The organism is Citrobacter sp. Cu233 (genome assembly GCF_030332225.1).
GTDB lineage: Bacteria > Pseudomonadota > Gammaproteobacteria > Enterobacterales > Enterobacteriaceae > Citrobacter.
This window is the reverse complement of sequence record NZ_JAOWIF010000042.1, coordinates 163140-179014: the sequence shown is the minus strand read 5'-3', so window position 1 is coordinate 179014 and position 15875 is coordinate 163140. Positions and strand designations below refer to the sequence as shown.

At 50.8% G+C, this 15875-nt stretch carries 12 protein-coding genes and 1 pseudogene; 3 read left to right on the top strand and 10 right to left on the bottom strand.

Annotation, left to right across the window (positions count from 1 at the left end; all coding sequences use genetic code 11):
• Positions 1-232 precede the first annotated feature (232 nt).
• Complete coding sequence (locus OGX95_RS19415) at positions 233-634, top strand: hypothetical protein (protein ID WP_286630629.1); 402 nt, start codon at positions 233-235, stop codon at positions 632-634.
• Between the two features lie 63 nt (positions 635-697).
• Here OGX95_RS19415 and OGX95_RS19410 read toward each other — a convergent pair whose 3' ends face one another.
• From OGX95_RS19410 to uxuA, 5 genes are all read right to left on the bottom strand, one after another.
• Entirely contained in the window at positions 698-1705 is a 1008-nt protein-coding gene (locus tag OGX95_RS19410; RefSeq protein ID WP_286630628.1) for a porin, read from the bottom strand.
• Positions 1706-1897: 192 nt separating this feature from the next.
• The gene (locus OGX95_RS19405) at positions 1898-2107 is read right to left on the bottom strand and encodes a hypothetical protein (RefSeq protein ID WP_286630627.1); all 210 of its coding nucleotides are present in this window, start codon (positions 2105-2107) and stop codon (positions 1898-1900) included.
• A gap of 638 nt (positions 2108-2745) precedes the next feature.
• Positions 2746-3519, bottom strand: a complete 774-nt coding sequence (gene uxuR / locus OGX95_RS19400; RefSeq protein ID WP_286630626.1) for a Uxu operon transcriptional regulator — start codon at positions 3517-3519, stop codon at positions 2746-2748.
• A gap of 177 nt (positions 3520-3696) precedes the next feature.
• Positions 3697-5172 (bottom strand): fructuronate reductase, encoded by a 1476-nt coding sequence (locus tag OGX95_RS19395; protein WP_286630625.1) that lies wholly within the window; start codon positions 5170-5172, stop codon positions 3697-3699.
• Between the two features lie 81 nt (positions 5173-5253).
• On the bottom strand, positions 5254-6438 hold the full coding sequence (uxuA, locus tag OGX95_RS19390; protein ID WP_286630624.1) for a mannonate dehydratase: 1185 nt from the start codon (positions 6436-6438) through the stop codon (positions 5254-5256).
• A 386-nt stretch (positions 6439-6824) separates the two neighbouring features.
• Here uxuA and gntP point away from each other — a divergent pair, with 386 nt between their 5' ends.
• Positions 6825-8168, top strand: a complete 1344-nt coding sequence (gene gntP / locus OGX95_RS19385; protein WP_006686513.1) for a gluconate permease GntP — start codon at positions 6825-6827, stop codon at positions 8166-8168.
• Positions 8169-8217: 49 nt separating this feature from the next.
• On the opposite strand, the gene OGX95_RS19380 is transcribed toward gntP, so the two are convergent.
• From OGX95_RS19380 to OGX95_RS19370, 3 genes are read right to left on the bottom strand one after another with little or no spacing between them, the layout of a single operon-like run.
• On the bottom strand, positions 8218-8913 hold the full coding sequence (locus OGX95_RS19380) for a LutC/YkgG family protein (protein ID WP_286630623.1): 696 nt from the start codon (positions 8911-8913) through the stop codon (positions 8218-8220).
• On the bottom strand, positions 8906-10333 hold the full coding sequence (locus OGX95_RS19375; protein WP_286630622.1) for a LutB/LldF family L-lactate oxidation iron-sulfur protein: 1428 nt from the start codon (positions 10331-10333) through the stop codon (positions 8906-8908). Before OGX95_RS19375 ends, OGX95_RS19380 begins: the two co-directional genes overlap by 8 nt.
• A 10-nt stretch (positions 10334-10343) precedes the next feature.
• Complete coding sequence (locus tag OGX95_RS19370; protein ID WP_286630621.1) at positions 10344-11063, bottom strand: (Fe-S)-binding protein; 720 nt, start codon at positions 11061-11063, stop codon at positions 10344-10346.
• Between the two features lie 588 nt (positions 11064-11651).
• On the opposite strand from OGX95_RS19370, the gene OGX95_RS19365 reads away from it, so the two are divergent.
• Complete coding sequence (locus tag OGX95_RS19365) at positions 11652-13205, top strand: L-lactate permease (RefSeq protein ID WP_286630620.1); 1554 nt, start codon at positions 11652-11654, stop codon at positions 13203-13205.
• 455 nt (positions 13206-13660) lie between these two features.
• On the opposite strand, the gene pdxY is transcribed toward OGX95_RS19365, so the two are convergent.
• Positions 13661-14518: a pyridoxal kinase PdxY gene (gene pdxY / locus OGX95_RS19360; protein ID WP_286630619.1), complete on the bottom strand. Its 858-nt coding sequence runs from the start codon at positions 14516-14518 to the stop codon at positions 13661-13663.
• Positions 14519-14529: 11 nt separating this feature from the next.
• Positions 14530-15795: pseudogene (locus tag OGX95_RS19355) on the bottom strand (aromatic amino acid transporter).
• Between the last annotated feature and the right edge of the window lie 80 nt (positions 15796-15875).

The window sequence follows — 15875 nt, the reverse complement described above, 5'->3', positions numbered from 1 at the left end:
GATATAAACAACAGCGTATAGTCTGTAAAGATCATCACTCCGCTAACGTCATAAAGATATCTTCATCAGATTGCTCTGCAATTAAATGTCAGCATTTAATAACCTGTAAATAACCGTCAAACACCTCTCTAAAAACTTTATAATTCACTTTTACGTATATACATTTTCTGATAGCACATGCGTAAAAATGGACATATTAATTAAATTGCAACAACACTTCCGGGAAGAGTACATGTCGAGGTTAAAAAAAATCATACTTGGGTTGATTATTCTGGCTGGTTTAATTAGCACGGTAGGCGATTATAAAAACTTTGGTCTATTTGGTGCAGCCGGATTGTTTATTATATTTCTGCTGACAACCGTTTTCTTGTGGCAGTGGGCTTCCGGGAAGTTTCCGGAGGTAACAAAAACACAGGCCATTATTATTTTACTGGCCAGTGCTATTGCTTCTATTTTTGTTATCAACATGGCAATAGCCGGAAACTTACATGTAGATCTGATGGAAGTCATGCGTATCTCCATTACGCATAATCCTCTTTTTTACCTCATTCTCTGTGCCGTTGCATGGGTAAAAGTGGATATCTGGAAATGGCTATTTAGCGATCTGCAGCCGGAACAAAACCAACCAATGTGAGCCTTAAAAACATATAAAAAAAGGCGTCTTACTAAAGACGCCTTTTTCAATCATCACAAAAACTTAGAACTGGTAAGTCAGACCAGCCACAACCTGGTTATCGTCGTTTTTGCCATCCAGCAGGTTAATTTTATAACCTACATCGGCCACCATGTTTTTGTTGAAGTAGTAATCAGTACCCAGCGCAACGTATTCGGTCAGGTCAGTGTTGTTATTGTCACGCGCATGAACGTATGCCACGTTCGGACGCAGGCCAAAATCAAACACATAGGCAGCCATCGCTTCAAAATGCTGTGCTTTGTCCGTATCCTGAATCAGGTTGTGGGACTCGCCGTACATGGTTGCAACGTAGATAGCATTCGCGTCATATTTCAGGCCAGCGCCCCAGAATTCAGCGTTGTCACCTTCCCAGCCGCTACGTTTCTGCACAGCAGTCACGGAGTTAGTGGTATAGGTCGCAATGGCAGAAACGCCGGAATCCGCAATATTGTCATAGCCCAGGGAGAAGCCATAACCATTGCCGTGCTGCTTAGCCGGATTGCTATTGGTATCATCCTGACCCTGGTATTGCGCGCCGATGTTCAGACCATCAACGGCACCAAACAGATTTTTGGTGCGGAGTGTTGCAACGCCAGAAGTGCGTGTAGTAAGGAAACGGTCAGTATCCTCAAAGGAGTCGCCGCCGAACTCTGAAAGCGTGTCAGTGTAAGCTCCCACATCGTAAGCGATACCGTAGTTACGACCGTAGTCAAAACTAACGTCATGGCCGTAATCCAGACCAGCAAACGCCAGACGTGTATTAACACCATTCTGTGACCCTTCTGCTTTAGAAGCATCGAACTGACTTTCAAACTGGCCGTAACCGGTCAGTTGATCGTTAATTTGAGTCTCACCGCGAAAACCCAGACGCGCGTAAGTACCATCAGCATCTTTACCGTCAGTCCAGGAATGTACCGCTTTTACTTTGCCGTACAGATCCAATTTGTTGCCATCTTTATTATAAATTTCCGCTGCATGAACGGAGGTTACCCCTAATGCCATTACAGCTAATGCCACTACTGACTTTTTCATGTTGTTACTCACTTTTAATTGTGAATTTTGCTATCAACTTTGTTATGAAGGCAAAACGCCTGCATAAAAAAGTCCCCTATGGATTAAGGGGAAACACCAATAACACACCAAAAAACATACCGATAAAGGTAATAATGAAGTGGCAAGACATATTTTATTTTGGGTTTTAAATAAAACCCGAACAGAGAGAGACTACTTTGAACTTTCGCTTTTGCTCTCATTAATAGAGCGATGCAACATTAACGCTTCCGCAATAATGTCTTGTTTACTTTTACGCGTTTCAAATGCCAGTGTTCGGACATATTCCCAAAGAGAAGTATCAACACGGGCACTTAAAAGGACCATATCTTTAGATCGGGTTCCTCTGGCTTTTCGGATATCTGGATAATCTCGAGAAGGCATTTTTAACTCCTGAACGCAATAACACGCTTATGGCGATGAAATATGCAGTCAGTGTAAAAACATGTCAACGGCAAAAAAAAATCACAATAGTAATGAAACTGTTAATAAACCCAAAAAAAGTGGAACGATATTTCAAGTGAAAGATAACTTGATTGTAGAATAATATGTAATTTTTACTTTACGAATATTTATTCTTACTCATTTGATTAAAATGGGAGAGGCTGGACGAGTAATCAACCTGCGTAATCAAAACATCATTCTGACCAATAAGTTACAGAGCGTGATTAATGTCTACTTTTATCTAAATCCTCTGTTTTTATACGCCTTTAAGTACATATTAACGACACTAACCGTTGGGCAAATCAGTGTGATTCTCACTTCGCATTGACCTGTTTTGTCGAAAAATAAGCACGAAAAGGTAAAAATAAGGTAAATGATGCATTTTTTTGCACGCGAAAATAAGTTGTTTTTAATTGATATATGTCAATTTTCGCCGCGCAATTACGCTGCAAAAAACGCCATCTGCATTAATGGAAACATTATTTTACGTCGCATCCAGACGGGGAAAATAGTCAGGGGAAATCAGCATGAAGTGATACGCAGGCCGGGATGGCCCACGTTGTAAAAGGGAAGAAAAATCAGGCGCTAACAGTATCCAACGGCCAGGAATCAAACAGATAACCATCAAAGTCGATATCATCAACGTTTGAAAACTCCAGCAGTCGCTGTTTAACGTTTTCCAGATGCTGCCACATTGCCAGTTTGGCCGCGCGGGCATCTTTTTTAATGAGTGCCGCCAGGATCTGCTTGTGGTCGCCCATCCATTCTTTACGGTAATGGGTATCGTCAAGATGGCTGTGCAACTGGATCCACATCGGGTTGTTCTCACGCCACTGCCATGACTGACGAAATAACTCAACCAGCATACTGTTGTGCGTGGCCTCGGCAATGGCAAGGTGAAACTGCATGTCGCCACTTTCCGAGCCGTTTGGTTCGCTGGAGGCCAGCTCACGTTCTTCCAGTAGCAATGCCTGGCGCATTTTGACAATATCCTCGCGCGTGGCCTGCAATGCAGCAAACTCGGCGATATTGCTCTCTAATAGCTGGCGTGCCTGTAACAGCTCAAAAGGCCCCGCATCATTGCAATGGTTAATATCCGTGCTGTCGATTGTCTGCGCGTTAACGTTGTCGAGAACGTAGATCCCGGCACCACGCCGCACGTCCACCAGCCCTTTAATTTCCAGCATGATTAATGCTTCGCGCACCACCGTACGGGTGACATTGAGCATCTCGGCTATTTCACGCTCCGGGGGCAGGCGCTCGCCGGGTTGGTATGGCGTCTGGACAATGAGATCGCGGATCATGGCACCCACTTCCTGGTAGGGTCTTTGCTGAGAAGTGTTCGATTTCATTATGTTCTATCCGTCAGATGCGTTTATTCAGATCCGTAGGTCGGATGGCAGCGGACGCACCTTATCAGGCCTACAAATAACCTTTATGTCGCCTGAACTATAGCATTTGCGGCAAGCCAAAAACAGAAAACGGGTCAACCAAACAGATATTTTGATTGACCCGTCATAGTTCGGGGGTTATGCGTCAGCGTGCAGTGCTGCGACACACTCGCGCGCGCCCTTCTCGCACAGTTGCTGATAAGCCTCGATAATTGCTTCCACAAAATCAGCGTTTTCCGCTAAATCATGGCCAAAGATCCCGCTTAATCCCAACAGGGCCATAACGCGTTCACTGCCCTGATACTGCTGATTGATGCGCTGGAATTCCGCCAGCATCGGGTCGACAACGTCAATTGTCTGCCCCTGCTCATCCACGCCATGGGTATAGCACATCCAGCCCGCCACACCAAGCGCCAGGTGCCGCCAGTCGCTGCCGTTTTGTAGGTGCAGACGAACAGGATCCAACAGGCGCTGCGGCAGTTTCTGGCTGCCATCCATAGCAATCTGCCAGGTACGATGGCGCAGGGATGGATTGCTGAAACGCTCGATCAGCAGGGTCGCATACGCATGGAGATCGGTGCCTTCCGGCATCGACAGTGTGGGTGCCTGCTCCTGCATCATCAATGCAAACGCGGCTTTGCGGTACGCCGGGTTGGTCATGGTATCGGCAATCGTTTCATAACCACCGAGATAGCCCAGATACGCAAGGAAAGAGTGGCTGCCATTAAGCATGCGCAGTTTCATCATTTCAAACGGCACGACATCGGCAACAAACTGCGCGCCGACTTTATCCCAGTCAGGGCGACCGTTCACGAAGTTGTCTTCAATCACCCACTGACGGAACGGTTCGCAGGCGATGGCGCACGGATCGTAAACGCCCAGTTGATCGGCAATCTCCTGCAACGTCTCTGGCGTCGCCGCCGGAACAATGCGATCCACCATGGTGCATGGGAAGGTCGCATGCGTTTCAATCCACTTCGCCAGTTGTGGATCGCGCGCCTGCGCCAGCCCCAGTACCGCAACTTTCGCCACGTGGCCATTTTCACGCACGTTGTCGCAGGACATCACGGTAAATGCCGGCAGACCCTGCTCACGACGCAGATGCAACGCCTGCACGATATAGCCAATTGCCGATTTCGGCGCAGCCGGATTCGCCAGATCGTGCTTAATCAACGGGTTATTGAGATCTAACTGACCGCTGGCGGCATCCGTACAGTAACCTTTTTCGGTTACCGTCAACGAGACAATCGCCGTCTGTGGACGCGCCATCGCACGCAAAATGCCGTCGCAGCCGTCAAGATCCGGGTGCATGGCTTCTTTCATCGAGCCAATCACTTTCAGTACGGTGTTGTCCGCGCCTTTTTCCGCCACGGTATACAGCAGCTGTTGTTTTTGCAGATTTTCAATCAGTACACAGTCGTTACCCGGCATCAGGTTAACTTCACAGATCCCCCAGTCGCTGTCCGTAGTTTCCAGCAGGTAATGCGTGTACAGAGCCTGATGCGCACGGTGAAAAGCACCGCATCCCAGGTGAACAATACGGGATTGCAGGCGCGAGTTATCCCATGCAGGGCGCGCAACCGGCAGGTTGCTATTGGCAATTGTCGTTGTCATCGTGAACTCCAGAACCCGTCGGAAATGCCGACGGGAAGAGAAAAGAAAAAGCCGGCCCGACAGGTTGCCGGCCAGTCTGATTTAGCGGCTAAAGAAAGCGCGCTGGATAGCCATCTCAACGCCGCGCACTTCCGCCAGCCCTTTCAGGCGACCAATCGCGGAGTAGCCTGGGTTCGTTTTCTTTTTCAGGTCATCCAGCATCTGGTGACCGTGATCCGGGCGCATCGGAATCAAATCTTCTTTACCTTCGGCTTTACGGCGATGCTCTTCTTCAACAATCGCTTTCACCACTTCATACATATCCACGTCACCATTGAGATGCGCCGCTTCATGGAAGGTTTTCGGGTTATCTTCACGCAGCGTGGAACGCAGGTGAGTGAAGTAAATGCGTGGGCCAAACTGTTTGATCATATCAACCAGATCGTTGTCCGCACGAACACCGTAAGAGCCGGTGCACATAGTGAAACCGTTCGCCATGCTGCTTACCGTATCAACCATCCACTGCATATCTTCCACGGTAGAAACAATGCGTGGCAGGCCGAGGATCGGGCGCGGCGGATCGTCCGGGTGTACCGCCATGCGCACACCGACTTCTTCAGCAACCGGAATAATCGCCTTCAGGAAGACGGCAAAGTTTTCGCGCAGCGCGGCTTTATCGATATCTTTGTAGCGCTCAAGGTGCTGACGGAACTGGTCAAGGGTATAACCTTCTTCCGCCCCCGGCAGACCGGCGATGATATTACGGGTCAGACGCGCTTTATCTTCTTCGGTCATGGTGGTGAAGCGTTCCTGAGCCTGAGCGACCTCTTCAGCGGTATAGTCTGCTTCTGCTCCGGGACGTTTAAGGATATGAATCTCAAAGGCTGCGAATTCAATCTGGTCAAAGCGCAATGCTTTGGAGCCGTCCGGCAGGACATATTCCAGATCGGTACGCGTCCAGTCGAGTACTGGCATGAAGTTGTAGCACACGGTGCGAATACCACACTGCGCCAGGTTGCGCAGACTCTGTTGGTAGTTGGCAATCCACTGCAGATAGTTACCGGAACGGGTTTTAATGTCTTCGTGGATCGGCACACTTTCGACAACCGACCAGACCAGCCCCGCCTGTTCAACGATAGCTTTGCGTTTTTCGATTTCCTCAACTGACCACACTTCCCCGTTCGGGATATGGTGCAAGGCGGTAACAACGCCGGTAGCGCCTGCCTGACGCACATCTGCTAAAGAAACCGGATCGTTAGGACCATACCAGCGCCATGTCTGTTCCATGCTTTTTAACCTCTTCACATTGTTGGCCCCCGACGCAAACACCGCGAGCCACGACTTACTCAACTGCCGGAGTGCTCAACGCATTACGCCAACAAACCGGACGACATGGTGCATAAATTCTACCTTTCGCCCCTACATGTCAACCTAAACAACAAAATTGGTTAACCAAATCACAAAAACGGTATCAGTGGTCTGACACGAATAGTGAGGTAACGTGATGAAGTTTAGAGGAAAGGACCTGCAAGGCGCGGCCTGAAAGGGAACAGTCTGTTATCAATGTCAACATTGAATATGGATTGTGACATTCATCGCATCAATGGTTAACCAATATGTGTAACATCTCAACCAAAATCATAATAGTTCAACCAAAACAAGGTAGACGTTTTATGCACGTTCTCAATATTCTGTGGGTTGTATTCGGCATCGGCCTCATGCTGGTGCTCAATTTGCGTTTCAAAATAAACTCAATGGTCGCCCTGCTACTGGCGGCACTCTCTGTCGGCATGTTGGCGGGGATGGATTTAATGGAGCTGCTGCACACCATGAAATCCGGTTTCGGCAGTACGTTGGGTGAACTGGCAATTATCGTGGTGTTCGGTGCGGTCATCGGTAAACTGATGGTCGATTCCGGGGCGGCACATCAGATTGCCCATACGCTGCTGGCGCGACTCGGCCTGCGTTATGTGCAGCTATCGGTGATCATTATCGGCCTGATCTTCGGCCTGGCGATGTTCTACGAAGTTGCCTTTATTATGCTGGCGCCGCTGGTGATCGTCATTGCCGCAGAAGCGAAGATCCCGTTCCTGAAACTGGCCATTCCGGCCGTCGCTGCAGCGACCACCGCACACTCACTGTTCCCGCCGCAGCCGGGCCCGGTGGCACTGGTAAACGCCTATGGTGCCGACATGGGTATGGTCTATATCTACGGTATTCTGGTCACTATTCCGAGCGTTATCTGCGCGGGTCTGATCCTGCCGAAATTCCTCGGTAACCTTGAACGCCCAACGCCTTCATTTATGAAAGCCGATGTACCGGTTGACCAGAACAACCTGCCATCATTCGGTGTGTCGATTCTGGTACCGCTGATCCCGGCGATCATCATGATTTCCACCACCATCGCTAACATCTGGCTGGTCAAAGGGACACAAGCGTGGGAAGTGGTCAACTTCTTAGGCTCTTCCCCAATCGCAATGTTCATTGCCATGATTGTCGCCTTCGTGCTGTTTGGTACCGCACGCGGCCATGACATGCAGTGGGTCATGAACGCCTTTGAAAACGCAGTGAAAAGCATCGCCATGGTGATCCTGATCATCGGCGCGGGTGGTGTACTGAAGCAAACCATTATCGATACTGGTATTGGTGATACGATCGGCATGCTGATGTCACACGGCAATATTTCTCCGTATATCATGGCGTGGCTGATCACCGTGCTGATCCGTCTGGCAACCGGCCAGGGCGTGGTGTCGGCAATGACGGCGGCGGGGATTATTAGCGCAGCAATCCTCGACCCGGCAACCGGTCAACTGGTGGGTGTCGATCCGGCGTTACTGGTGCTGGCCACTGCGGCGGGTTCTAACACCCTGACGCATATCAACGATGCCTCGTTCTGGCTGTTCAAAGGTTACTTTGACCTGTCAGTGAAAGACACGTTGAAAACCTGGGGTCTGCTGGAGCTGGTGAACTCCGTGGTTGGGTTGATAATCGTGTTGATCATCAGCATGATTGCATAACATCGATACCGCTCTGGCCTATAGCGCCAGAGCGGTTTTCCATCCTGCCTCAACAATCCTCAATAATCAGATACACCGCCTTCACCGGGCCATGCACCCCAACCACCTTGATAAGCTCAATATCCGCCGTCGAGCTGGGTCCACTGATGATGTTAATACACGACGGCATCCGCTCACCGGCCTGCGCCTTCTGATGCAGTTTTTCTGCCAGCTGCGCCACGCGCGGCAGGAGGGTGCTTTTACGCAGCACGAAAATCGAGGACTCCGGCAACAGGCTCAGGGAGCGCCCGCGCTCCGGTGCGGAAAACAGCACCACGCCGCCGGACTCCGTTAAGCCGTACTCGGCATACACCACACCGACTTTCGCCTGCTCGGCCAGGGTAATATTCTCTGCCCCGCGAGCCGGGTCCCAGACCACGGCGTTGCATTCCTGCTGCAAGCGTTCGGTTATCCCCAGTTCCACCAACCGGTTGTCACCACTGAGCACCACCGGTTGTTGTCCTAACCCGGCACACAGCCGTAATGCCGTTTCCGCAGCCTGCGCCTCACTGGTCAGTTCACAATGTGCCAGCATGACCTCGCTGGCAAACTGGATAAACGCATCGCAGCGCTGCTGCGGGCTAAGTTCGGTCAGGCGCTCGTTGGCATAGTTGTTCACCGGCGCGGCATCCGCTTGCGGTTCGAAGCGCAACGGGCGGCCCAGCGCCTGGGCGATAGTGTTTAAAAACGCGGTACGGTTATCCATTCTTTTTCTCCTGCGCCTGATGTTTCTTAAACCAGCTGCGGAAGCTCTCGCCGTCAGCATCAGGCAGATCGCGCGCCTCCATCCAGTCACCAATCGCGCCAACCTTGAGCGGCGTTTTACCGCCATTGATAAACCAGCTCGCCGCATGCGCGCCCGCCATCATCCCCACTTTCCAAAGCCCTGGATGACTATTGGCATACGCGAACATTTTTATCGCCCGGCGCTCGGCTTTCGGGGTAATACCCTCTTCAGCCATAACGCGACGATGACGCAGGATCAGTTTTGACAACGGAATACGTACCGGACAAACGCTGTCGCAGGCCGTGCAGAGCGAACAGGCATACGGCAGATCTTTGAAATCTTTATAGCCGCCGAGCAACGGAGAAATCACCGCGCCGATAGGACCGGGATAGATTGAGCCATACCCGTGTCCACCAATATGGCGGTAGGCCGGACAGGTGTTCATACAGGCCCCACAGCGTATGCAGCGCAGTACATCACGAAACTCAGAACCGAGCACCTGCGAACGGCCGTTATCGACAATTACCAGGTGGAACTCTTCTGGTCCATCAACGTTATCCGCCTCACGCGGGCCGGTCAGCCAGGTGTTATAGCCTGTCAGACGAGCCCCTACAGCACTGCGCGCCAGCATGGTGATCAGCACATCCACATCGGCGAACGTCGGCGCGATACGCTCCATCCCCATCACCGCAATGTGCGTTTTCGGCAACGTGGTACACATCCGCGCGTTGCCTTCGTTGGTCACCAGGCAAACAGAACCGGTTTCCGCGACGGCAAAGTTACAACCGGTAATGCCAATTTCAGCACTCAGGAAATCCTCGCGGATCTTCTGGCGGATGAACAAGGTCATCGCTTCTGGCGTTTCCGGGCCATCGTATCCCAGGCGCTCGTGCAACACGCGGCGGATCTGATAACGATCTTTATGAATAGCCGGAACCACGACGTGCGAAGGCGGGTCCTGATCCAGTTGCAGAATGTATTCACCCAGGTCGGTTTCGATCACCTGGATCCCGGCATCCTGCAGCACATGGTTGACGCCGATCTCTTCGGTCACCATCGACTTGGACTTCACCACCTTCTTCGCATTTTTACTCTGCGCGACCTGCAAAATGTAGCGGGTGGCCTCTTCTTTCGTTTTGGCAAAATAGACGTGGCCGCCGTTTTCCGTCACTTTTTCTGAGAGCTGATACAGGTAAGCGTCGAGGTTGCTCAGAACGTGATCGCGGATCTGGCTGGCACGATCGCGCCAGTCTTCCCAGTGGCCTAATTCATCGACCATTTTCTGGCGATTCGCGCCGATACGCTCCTGCGCATTGGCCACGGCTTTGCGCATGATCGGATCTTCTATCTGCTGACGAATGCGCAGTTTAAACTCTACATCGCTGGTTTTAATCGACATCTCATTCCCCTCAGCGGCTCATCAGCACTTCAGCAATATGCATCACTTTGACCGGTTGCCCTTCACGCTGCAGTCGGCCGCCAATGTTGAGCAAGCAACTGACATCAGCCCCGATCAAATATTCCGGCTTCGCATCCATCAGATGTAAGACTTTTTCTTTCACCATCTCGCCCGATATCTCAGCCATTTTGACCGAGAATGTTCCGCCAAACCCGCAGCAAGTGTCCTGATCGGCAAAGGTCAGTAATTCCAGCCCACGCACATTTTTCAGCAGCGTGAGCGGCTCATCCTTTACACCCAGCTTGCGGGTCAGGCTACAGGAAGGGTGATACACCGCCCGGCCCTGCAGGCTGGCGCCGACATCCACCACGCCCAGTTTGTTAACGATAAAAGAGGTCAGATCCTGCATACGAGCGGCAACGTTCTCAGCACGTAGCGCCCATTCGGGTTCATCCGCCAGATAGGTCGGATAGCTTTTTACCGCGTAGGTACAAGAGCCTGCCGGGGAGATAATCGGGTAGTCGTTGTCTTCCAGGGCGGCGATCAGGTTTTTCATCCCTGGGATCGCTTCTTTGATATAACCGCTGTTAATCGCTGGCTGACCACAGCACCCCTGTTTTTCAGGGAAATTCACGCGGCAGCCCAGTTTTTCCAGCAGCAATACGGAGTCTCGTGCCATCCGTGATTTCAGTGCATCACCAATACAGGTGACAAAGAAATTTACATTCACAATAACTACTCCATTGCTTCATTTCTGTTTATTGCGCTTGATATCGCTATATCAAGCAAAGGTTCAGCCGTGTATCACGCTCAGTTTTTCGGTTTTTTGGTTTTTTGGTTTTACTAATGACTGAGTTCATAGTGATGCCCGGATCGTTTTCCGTTGGTGGCGACTCTCCGCTTCTTATATCAGGACAATCGCAAACGTCTGTATTTTCATTTGTATGACAAAACCAAATAATCCTCTAATCAACAAGCATATGCAATACCCATGTTTATTTCTTTCGGCCTTGCTCACATTTTTATATTGGAAACCATAGCGTCATTAAAACCTTAAAAACAGTTTCAGGTGATGACTAACCTCGTCACTATCATTATTAAAAAGGTTATTAAATAACTACTTATAGGTATTCACCTTACTCTTAAGTATATTTGTATGGCAGCAGTATTTAATTAAAAGATTACAATAGTTACAAAACCATTAATCATAATTACTTTATTCACTGAAGCGATTCAGTTTGCATATTTTATTTATACGCCAATGTAGCCTTTCCGCCATAAATATAAATCAGGTTTAATGAACCAAGCAGGAATAATAATGAACGAATATTTTATGTTTGCCCTGGCACTCTCTCCTTTACTGCTAATGGTATTTTTAATACTGAAATTGAAAATGCCCATCCATTATTCTGTGTTGATCTCTCTGGTATTCACCGCCGCGCTATCAGCGATATTCTGGGCGATGCCGGTACAGAATCTGAAAGCCGCGATAGGCTATGGCGCACTGAAGGGATTATGGCCGATCGTGATTGTGATCCTCGGCGCTATCTTTAGTTATAACGTCATGCAGGCAACCAAAGCGCTGGATATTCTGCGCGATATTCTCGCCAGCATTAGCGAAGATAAGCGTATTCAGGTGCTGCTGATTTCATGGTGTTTTGGCGGGTTCCTGGAAGCCGCGGCGGGTTATGGCACGGCGGTCGCCATTCCGATCGGCATTCTTATCGCGCTGGGATTCAACCCGCTGAAGGCGGCGATTGCCTCCCTGGTGGCAAATACCGTTCCCACTGCATTCGGTGCAGTCGGGATCCCGGTTTCTATTCTGGCGGAACAGGTTAACCTGCCGGTTTATACCTTAGGCGGAACCATTATTCTGCAGCTCGCGCTGTTTAATATCCTGCTGCCGTTTGTGATTATTTGTATTATTGGCGGCGGCCTGAAGGCTATTCGCGGCGTATTTCTGATCACGCTGATTTGTGGCATCACCACGCTGGTTCCGCAATATTTTGTCGCTATTCATCTTGGCGCGGAATTACCCGCCTTTGCCGGTAGCCTGGTCAGCCTGTTTGCTGTGGCCATTGCCAGTCGCCTGCGCAAAGGGAAAACCGATCCCGAGTGGCGAATTGAAGTCAGCCATACCCGCGAAACCACACCGCGCTCGGCAAAAGTGTTGTTCCGCGTTGGCTCTATTTATCTGTTCATTTTCGTGTTTATCCTGTTGTGCTCACCGTTGTTCCCGTCAGTAAAAGCCGCAGCGTCACAACTGGCCTCCGTGCTGCATTTCACGCTGGCCGATGGCCAAACCCTGGCGCTGAAAGTGGAATGGGTGACCACACCAGGAATGTTGATCATCTTTGCGACCATTATCGGTGGTTTTATTCAGGGAGCATCTGCACGCGGGATGCTGGAAGTATTTATCAAAACTATTTTCCAGCTTAAAAACTCTATCGTCGCGATTATGGCGATCGTCGCGCTGGCCACGGTGATGGATCTCAGCGGGATTATCTCCACGCTGGCCCAGTCGATTGTCGATCTGACCGGCAGTTCGTACGTTTTCCTTGCCCCGGTCATCGGCGCACTGGGCACGTTTGTGACCGGCAGCGACACCAACTCGAATATTCTGTTTGGTAAACTGCAAACCATTGCCGCCAGTAAACTGCATATCGATCCCAACTGGCTGGCGGCGGCTAACACCTCTGGCGCAACGGGTGGGAAAATGATCTCGCCGCAAAGCATCGCCATTGCGGTTTCGGCCACCAAAATGGACGGTCAGGCCAACCAGATAATGTCCGGCACTATGAAATACTGCTGCGCCTACATTGTGATCCTCGGCCTGAAAGTCGGTCTCTTTTATTACTGGTTTATGGCGTAATCCATTGTCAACCCCGTCAAATTCGCGGCAATCGTTTTTGACGGCATAGTGACCAAAAAGGTTTACACCGCCTTGAGATCGGAACGACGCCATTGGCTTTACGATTTGTCGGCGCTGACTAAAATAGCGCCGATGTTTCAAATCGAGGATAGTTGTTATGTTGTTCTGGAAAAAGATGGTGAAGAAGTTCGACGCTTTCTCTGCGTTGATTCCACCACGCTACTTCCGCGTGTAACGCCAGATGGCGCTTCGCTTACCCGGCCTACGTTTCACACTCATGTATAGGCCGGATAAGGCGTAAGCGCCGCATCCGGCAGCAGCGTAAACACGCCCCTTTCACTTTCGCAGTTTGCACGCTCTTAACACCCTGATCCACAGACGAAGCCACGCAAAACGGTAGACCAACGGATGCTGAAACCGCAGCAATGTCAGAAACACATAGCCCCCTTGCGGCGTCAGATCACCGTTGCCAGATAGCGAACCTGTGGGTCCATAATCTGATGACGCGCGTCTATCAGCCGCAGTTCATACGAGTCTCGCTCTTTCGTCAGCCGCATCACCGCATCGACAACACTGGTGGTCCGCTCCAGCGCCAGCTTGTCCGCATAACCATTGAGCAGTGAGGCCAGCATCACACTGCAAATCAGATCCCCAACACCCACCGGCATTTTGGCAAAGGTATACAGCGGTCTGGCAATGTGTAACGTCTGTTCCGGCGTCACCAGCAGCATTTCAAACGTCTGATTATCACGCGAGCAGTCGCCGAGATGTTTCACCAGCACCTTCTTCACACCCCACGCCACCAGCTGCTGCGCCGCTTCCACCACTTCGTCAAAACTACGCAGCTGTCTGCCCGTCAGCACACCCAGTTCATAGAGATTTGGCCCCATTATGTCGGCCAGTTGGATCGCGTCATCGACAAAAAAGGACTCCACGCCCTGCGCGACAATGCAGCCTTTTTGCGGATCGCCCATCACCGGATCGCAAAAGTAGAGCGCCTGCGGGTTACGCTGACGAAGAGTGGTGACCGCGTGCTTTACCTCCTCGCAATGACGTTTATCACCGAGATAACCCGACAACACGGCATCGCACTGGGCGAGTTTTTGCAGATCGTCCAGCCCGCTGATGATCGCACTCAGCTCACCGGGCGGCATCGCCATCCCCTGCCATATCCCGTACTGGGTATGGTTAGAAAACTGTACGGTGTAAAACGGCCAGACATCGATCCCCGAGAGCTGCATCGGCAACACCGCGGCCTTGTTCCCGGCATAGCCATAAACGACTGACGACTGAACAGACAACACGTTTTTCATTTTGACTCCGTCTAACGAAACGTTGGCAGCAGACCCAATACGTCCAGAACAACCGTCAGGTAGACAACCGCTCCGCAGATAATCACCAGGTTGAGCACGGTGTTGTTGCAGGGCGCTGTATACGTGGCCGTCGGAAAACGCTTCCGCGCGGCTTTCACCAGGAACGGCGGCAGGATCACACTCCAGATGGTAAAGGCCAGACCGGCGTAGCCAATCGCGTGCACAAAACCGTTCGGGAAGAAGAAGCACACGGCGGCTGGCGGGAAATAGGTCACCAGCGCAGTTTTCAGGCGGCCCACGCCGTTATCCGGGAAGTGAAACAGGTCGGCGATGTAATCGAACAGACCAAGGGTTGCCGCCAGCAGGGAACTGGCCACCGCGAAGTTGCCGAAGAAGGTCAGGATCAGGTCCATATAGCGGCTGGTGAACAACCCGCTGATGGCCTCGACAAAGACATCAATATTGCCACCTTTGGCGATAATCGGCGGGAACGAGGAACGGCTGATGTTGCCCATCGTGACACCCAGCCAGAAGATATACAGCAGCAGGGCAAACAGCGTACCGATGATAATAGAACGCGTAATATGTGAGATACCGCCCTTGCCATACAGTTTGACCAGGCTCGGCACGTTACCGTGAAAACCAAACGAGATAATACAGAACGGCAGCGTCATCAGAATGTACGGCAGGTACTGCGAATTCGGCAGCGCTACCGCCACGCTGTCCACGAGCTTCGCCACTTCGATATGACCCACCAGCCCGGAGAAGGTGGCAAAGAACGCGATAAATTTACCGATAATCAACACGGTGGTGATGCGTCCAACCAGCAGTGAGCTGTACCAGGCAATCGCCCCGACCAGCATACTGACAATCACCACCGAGATATTCGCCGGAAAGCGCACGCCGCTGTATTTGAACACGGTTTGCGCCATCACTGCCGACGAACCAGAAATATAGGCATAGGTCAGAATATACAGCACAAAGCCGAAAGCGATACCGACTACGATATTCCACTTTCGGCCTAATAAATCCTAGGTAAAGGTATTAAAACTGGCACCAGCGCCATAATGCAGGTTAACTTCGACCAGCATCAGACCGGTTAATAACATCATGATGGCAATAAAAAGAAGAATAACAGAGGCACCGGGAAACCATACGCCGGCCATCGCAATCGGCAGGGAAAACATCCCGCCACCCACAACGGTTGCGATAACCAACATGGTTCCGCTAATCAGTCCGGGGGTACTACTCTGTCGCTCAATGGCATTAATATCCATGATAAATGTTCCTGTAGACTATTCGTTATAATTACAGCTGTCATTTGTACATCATGCGGATAATAAAAATGTCGGAGTCA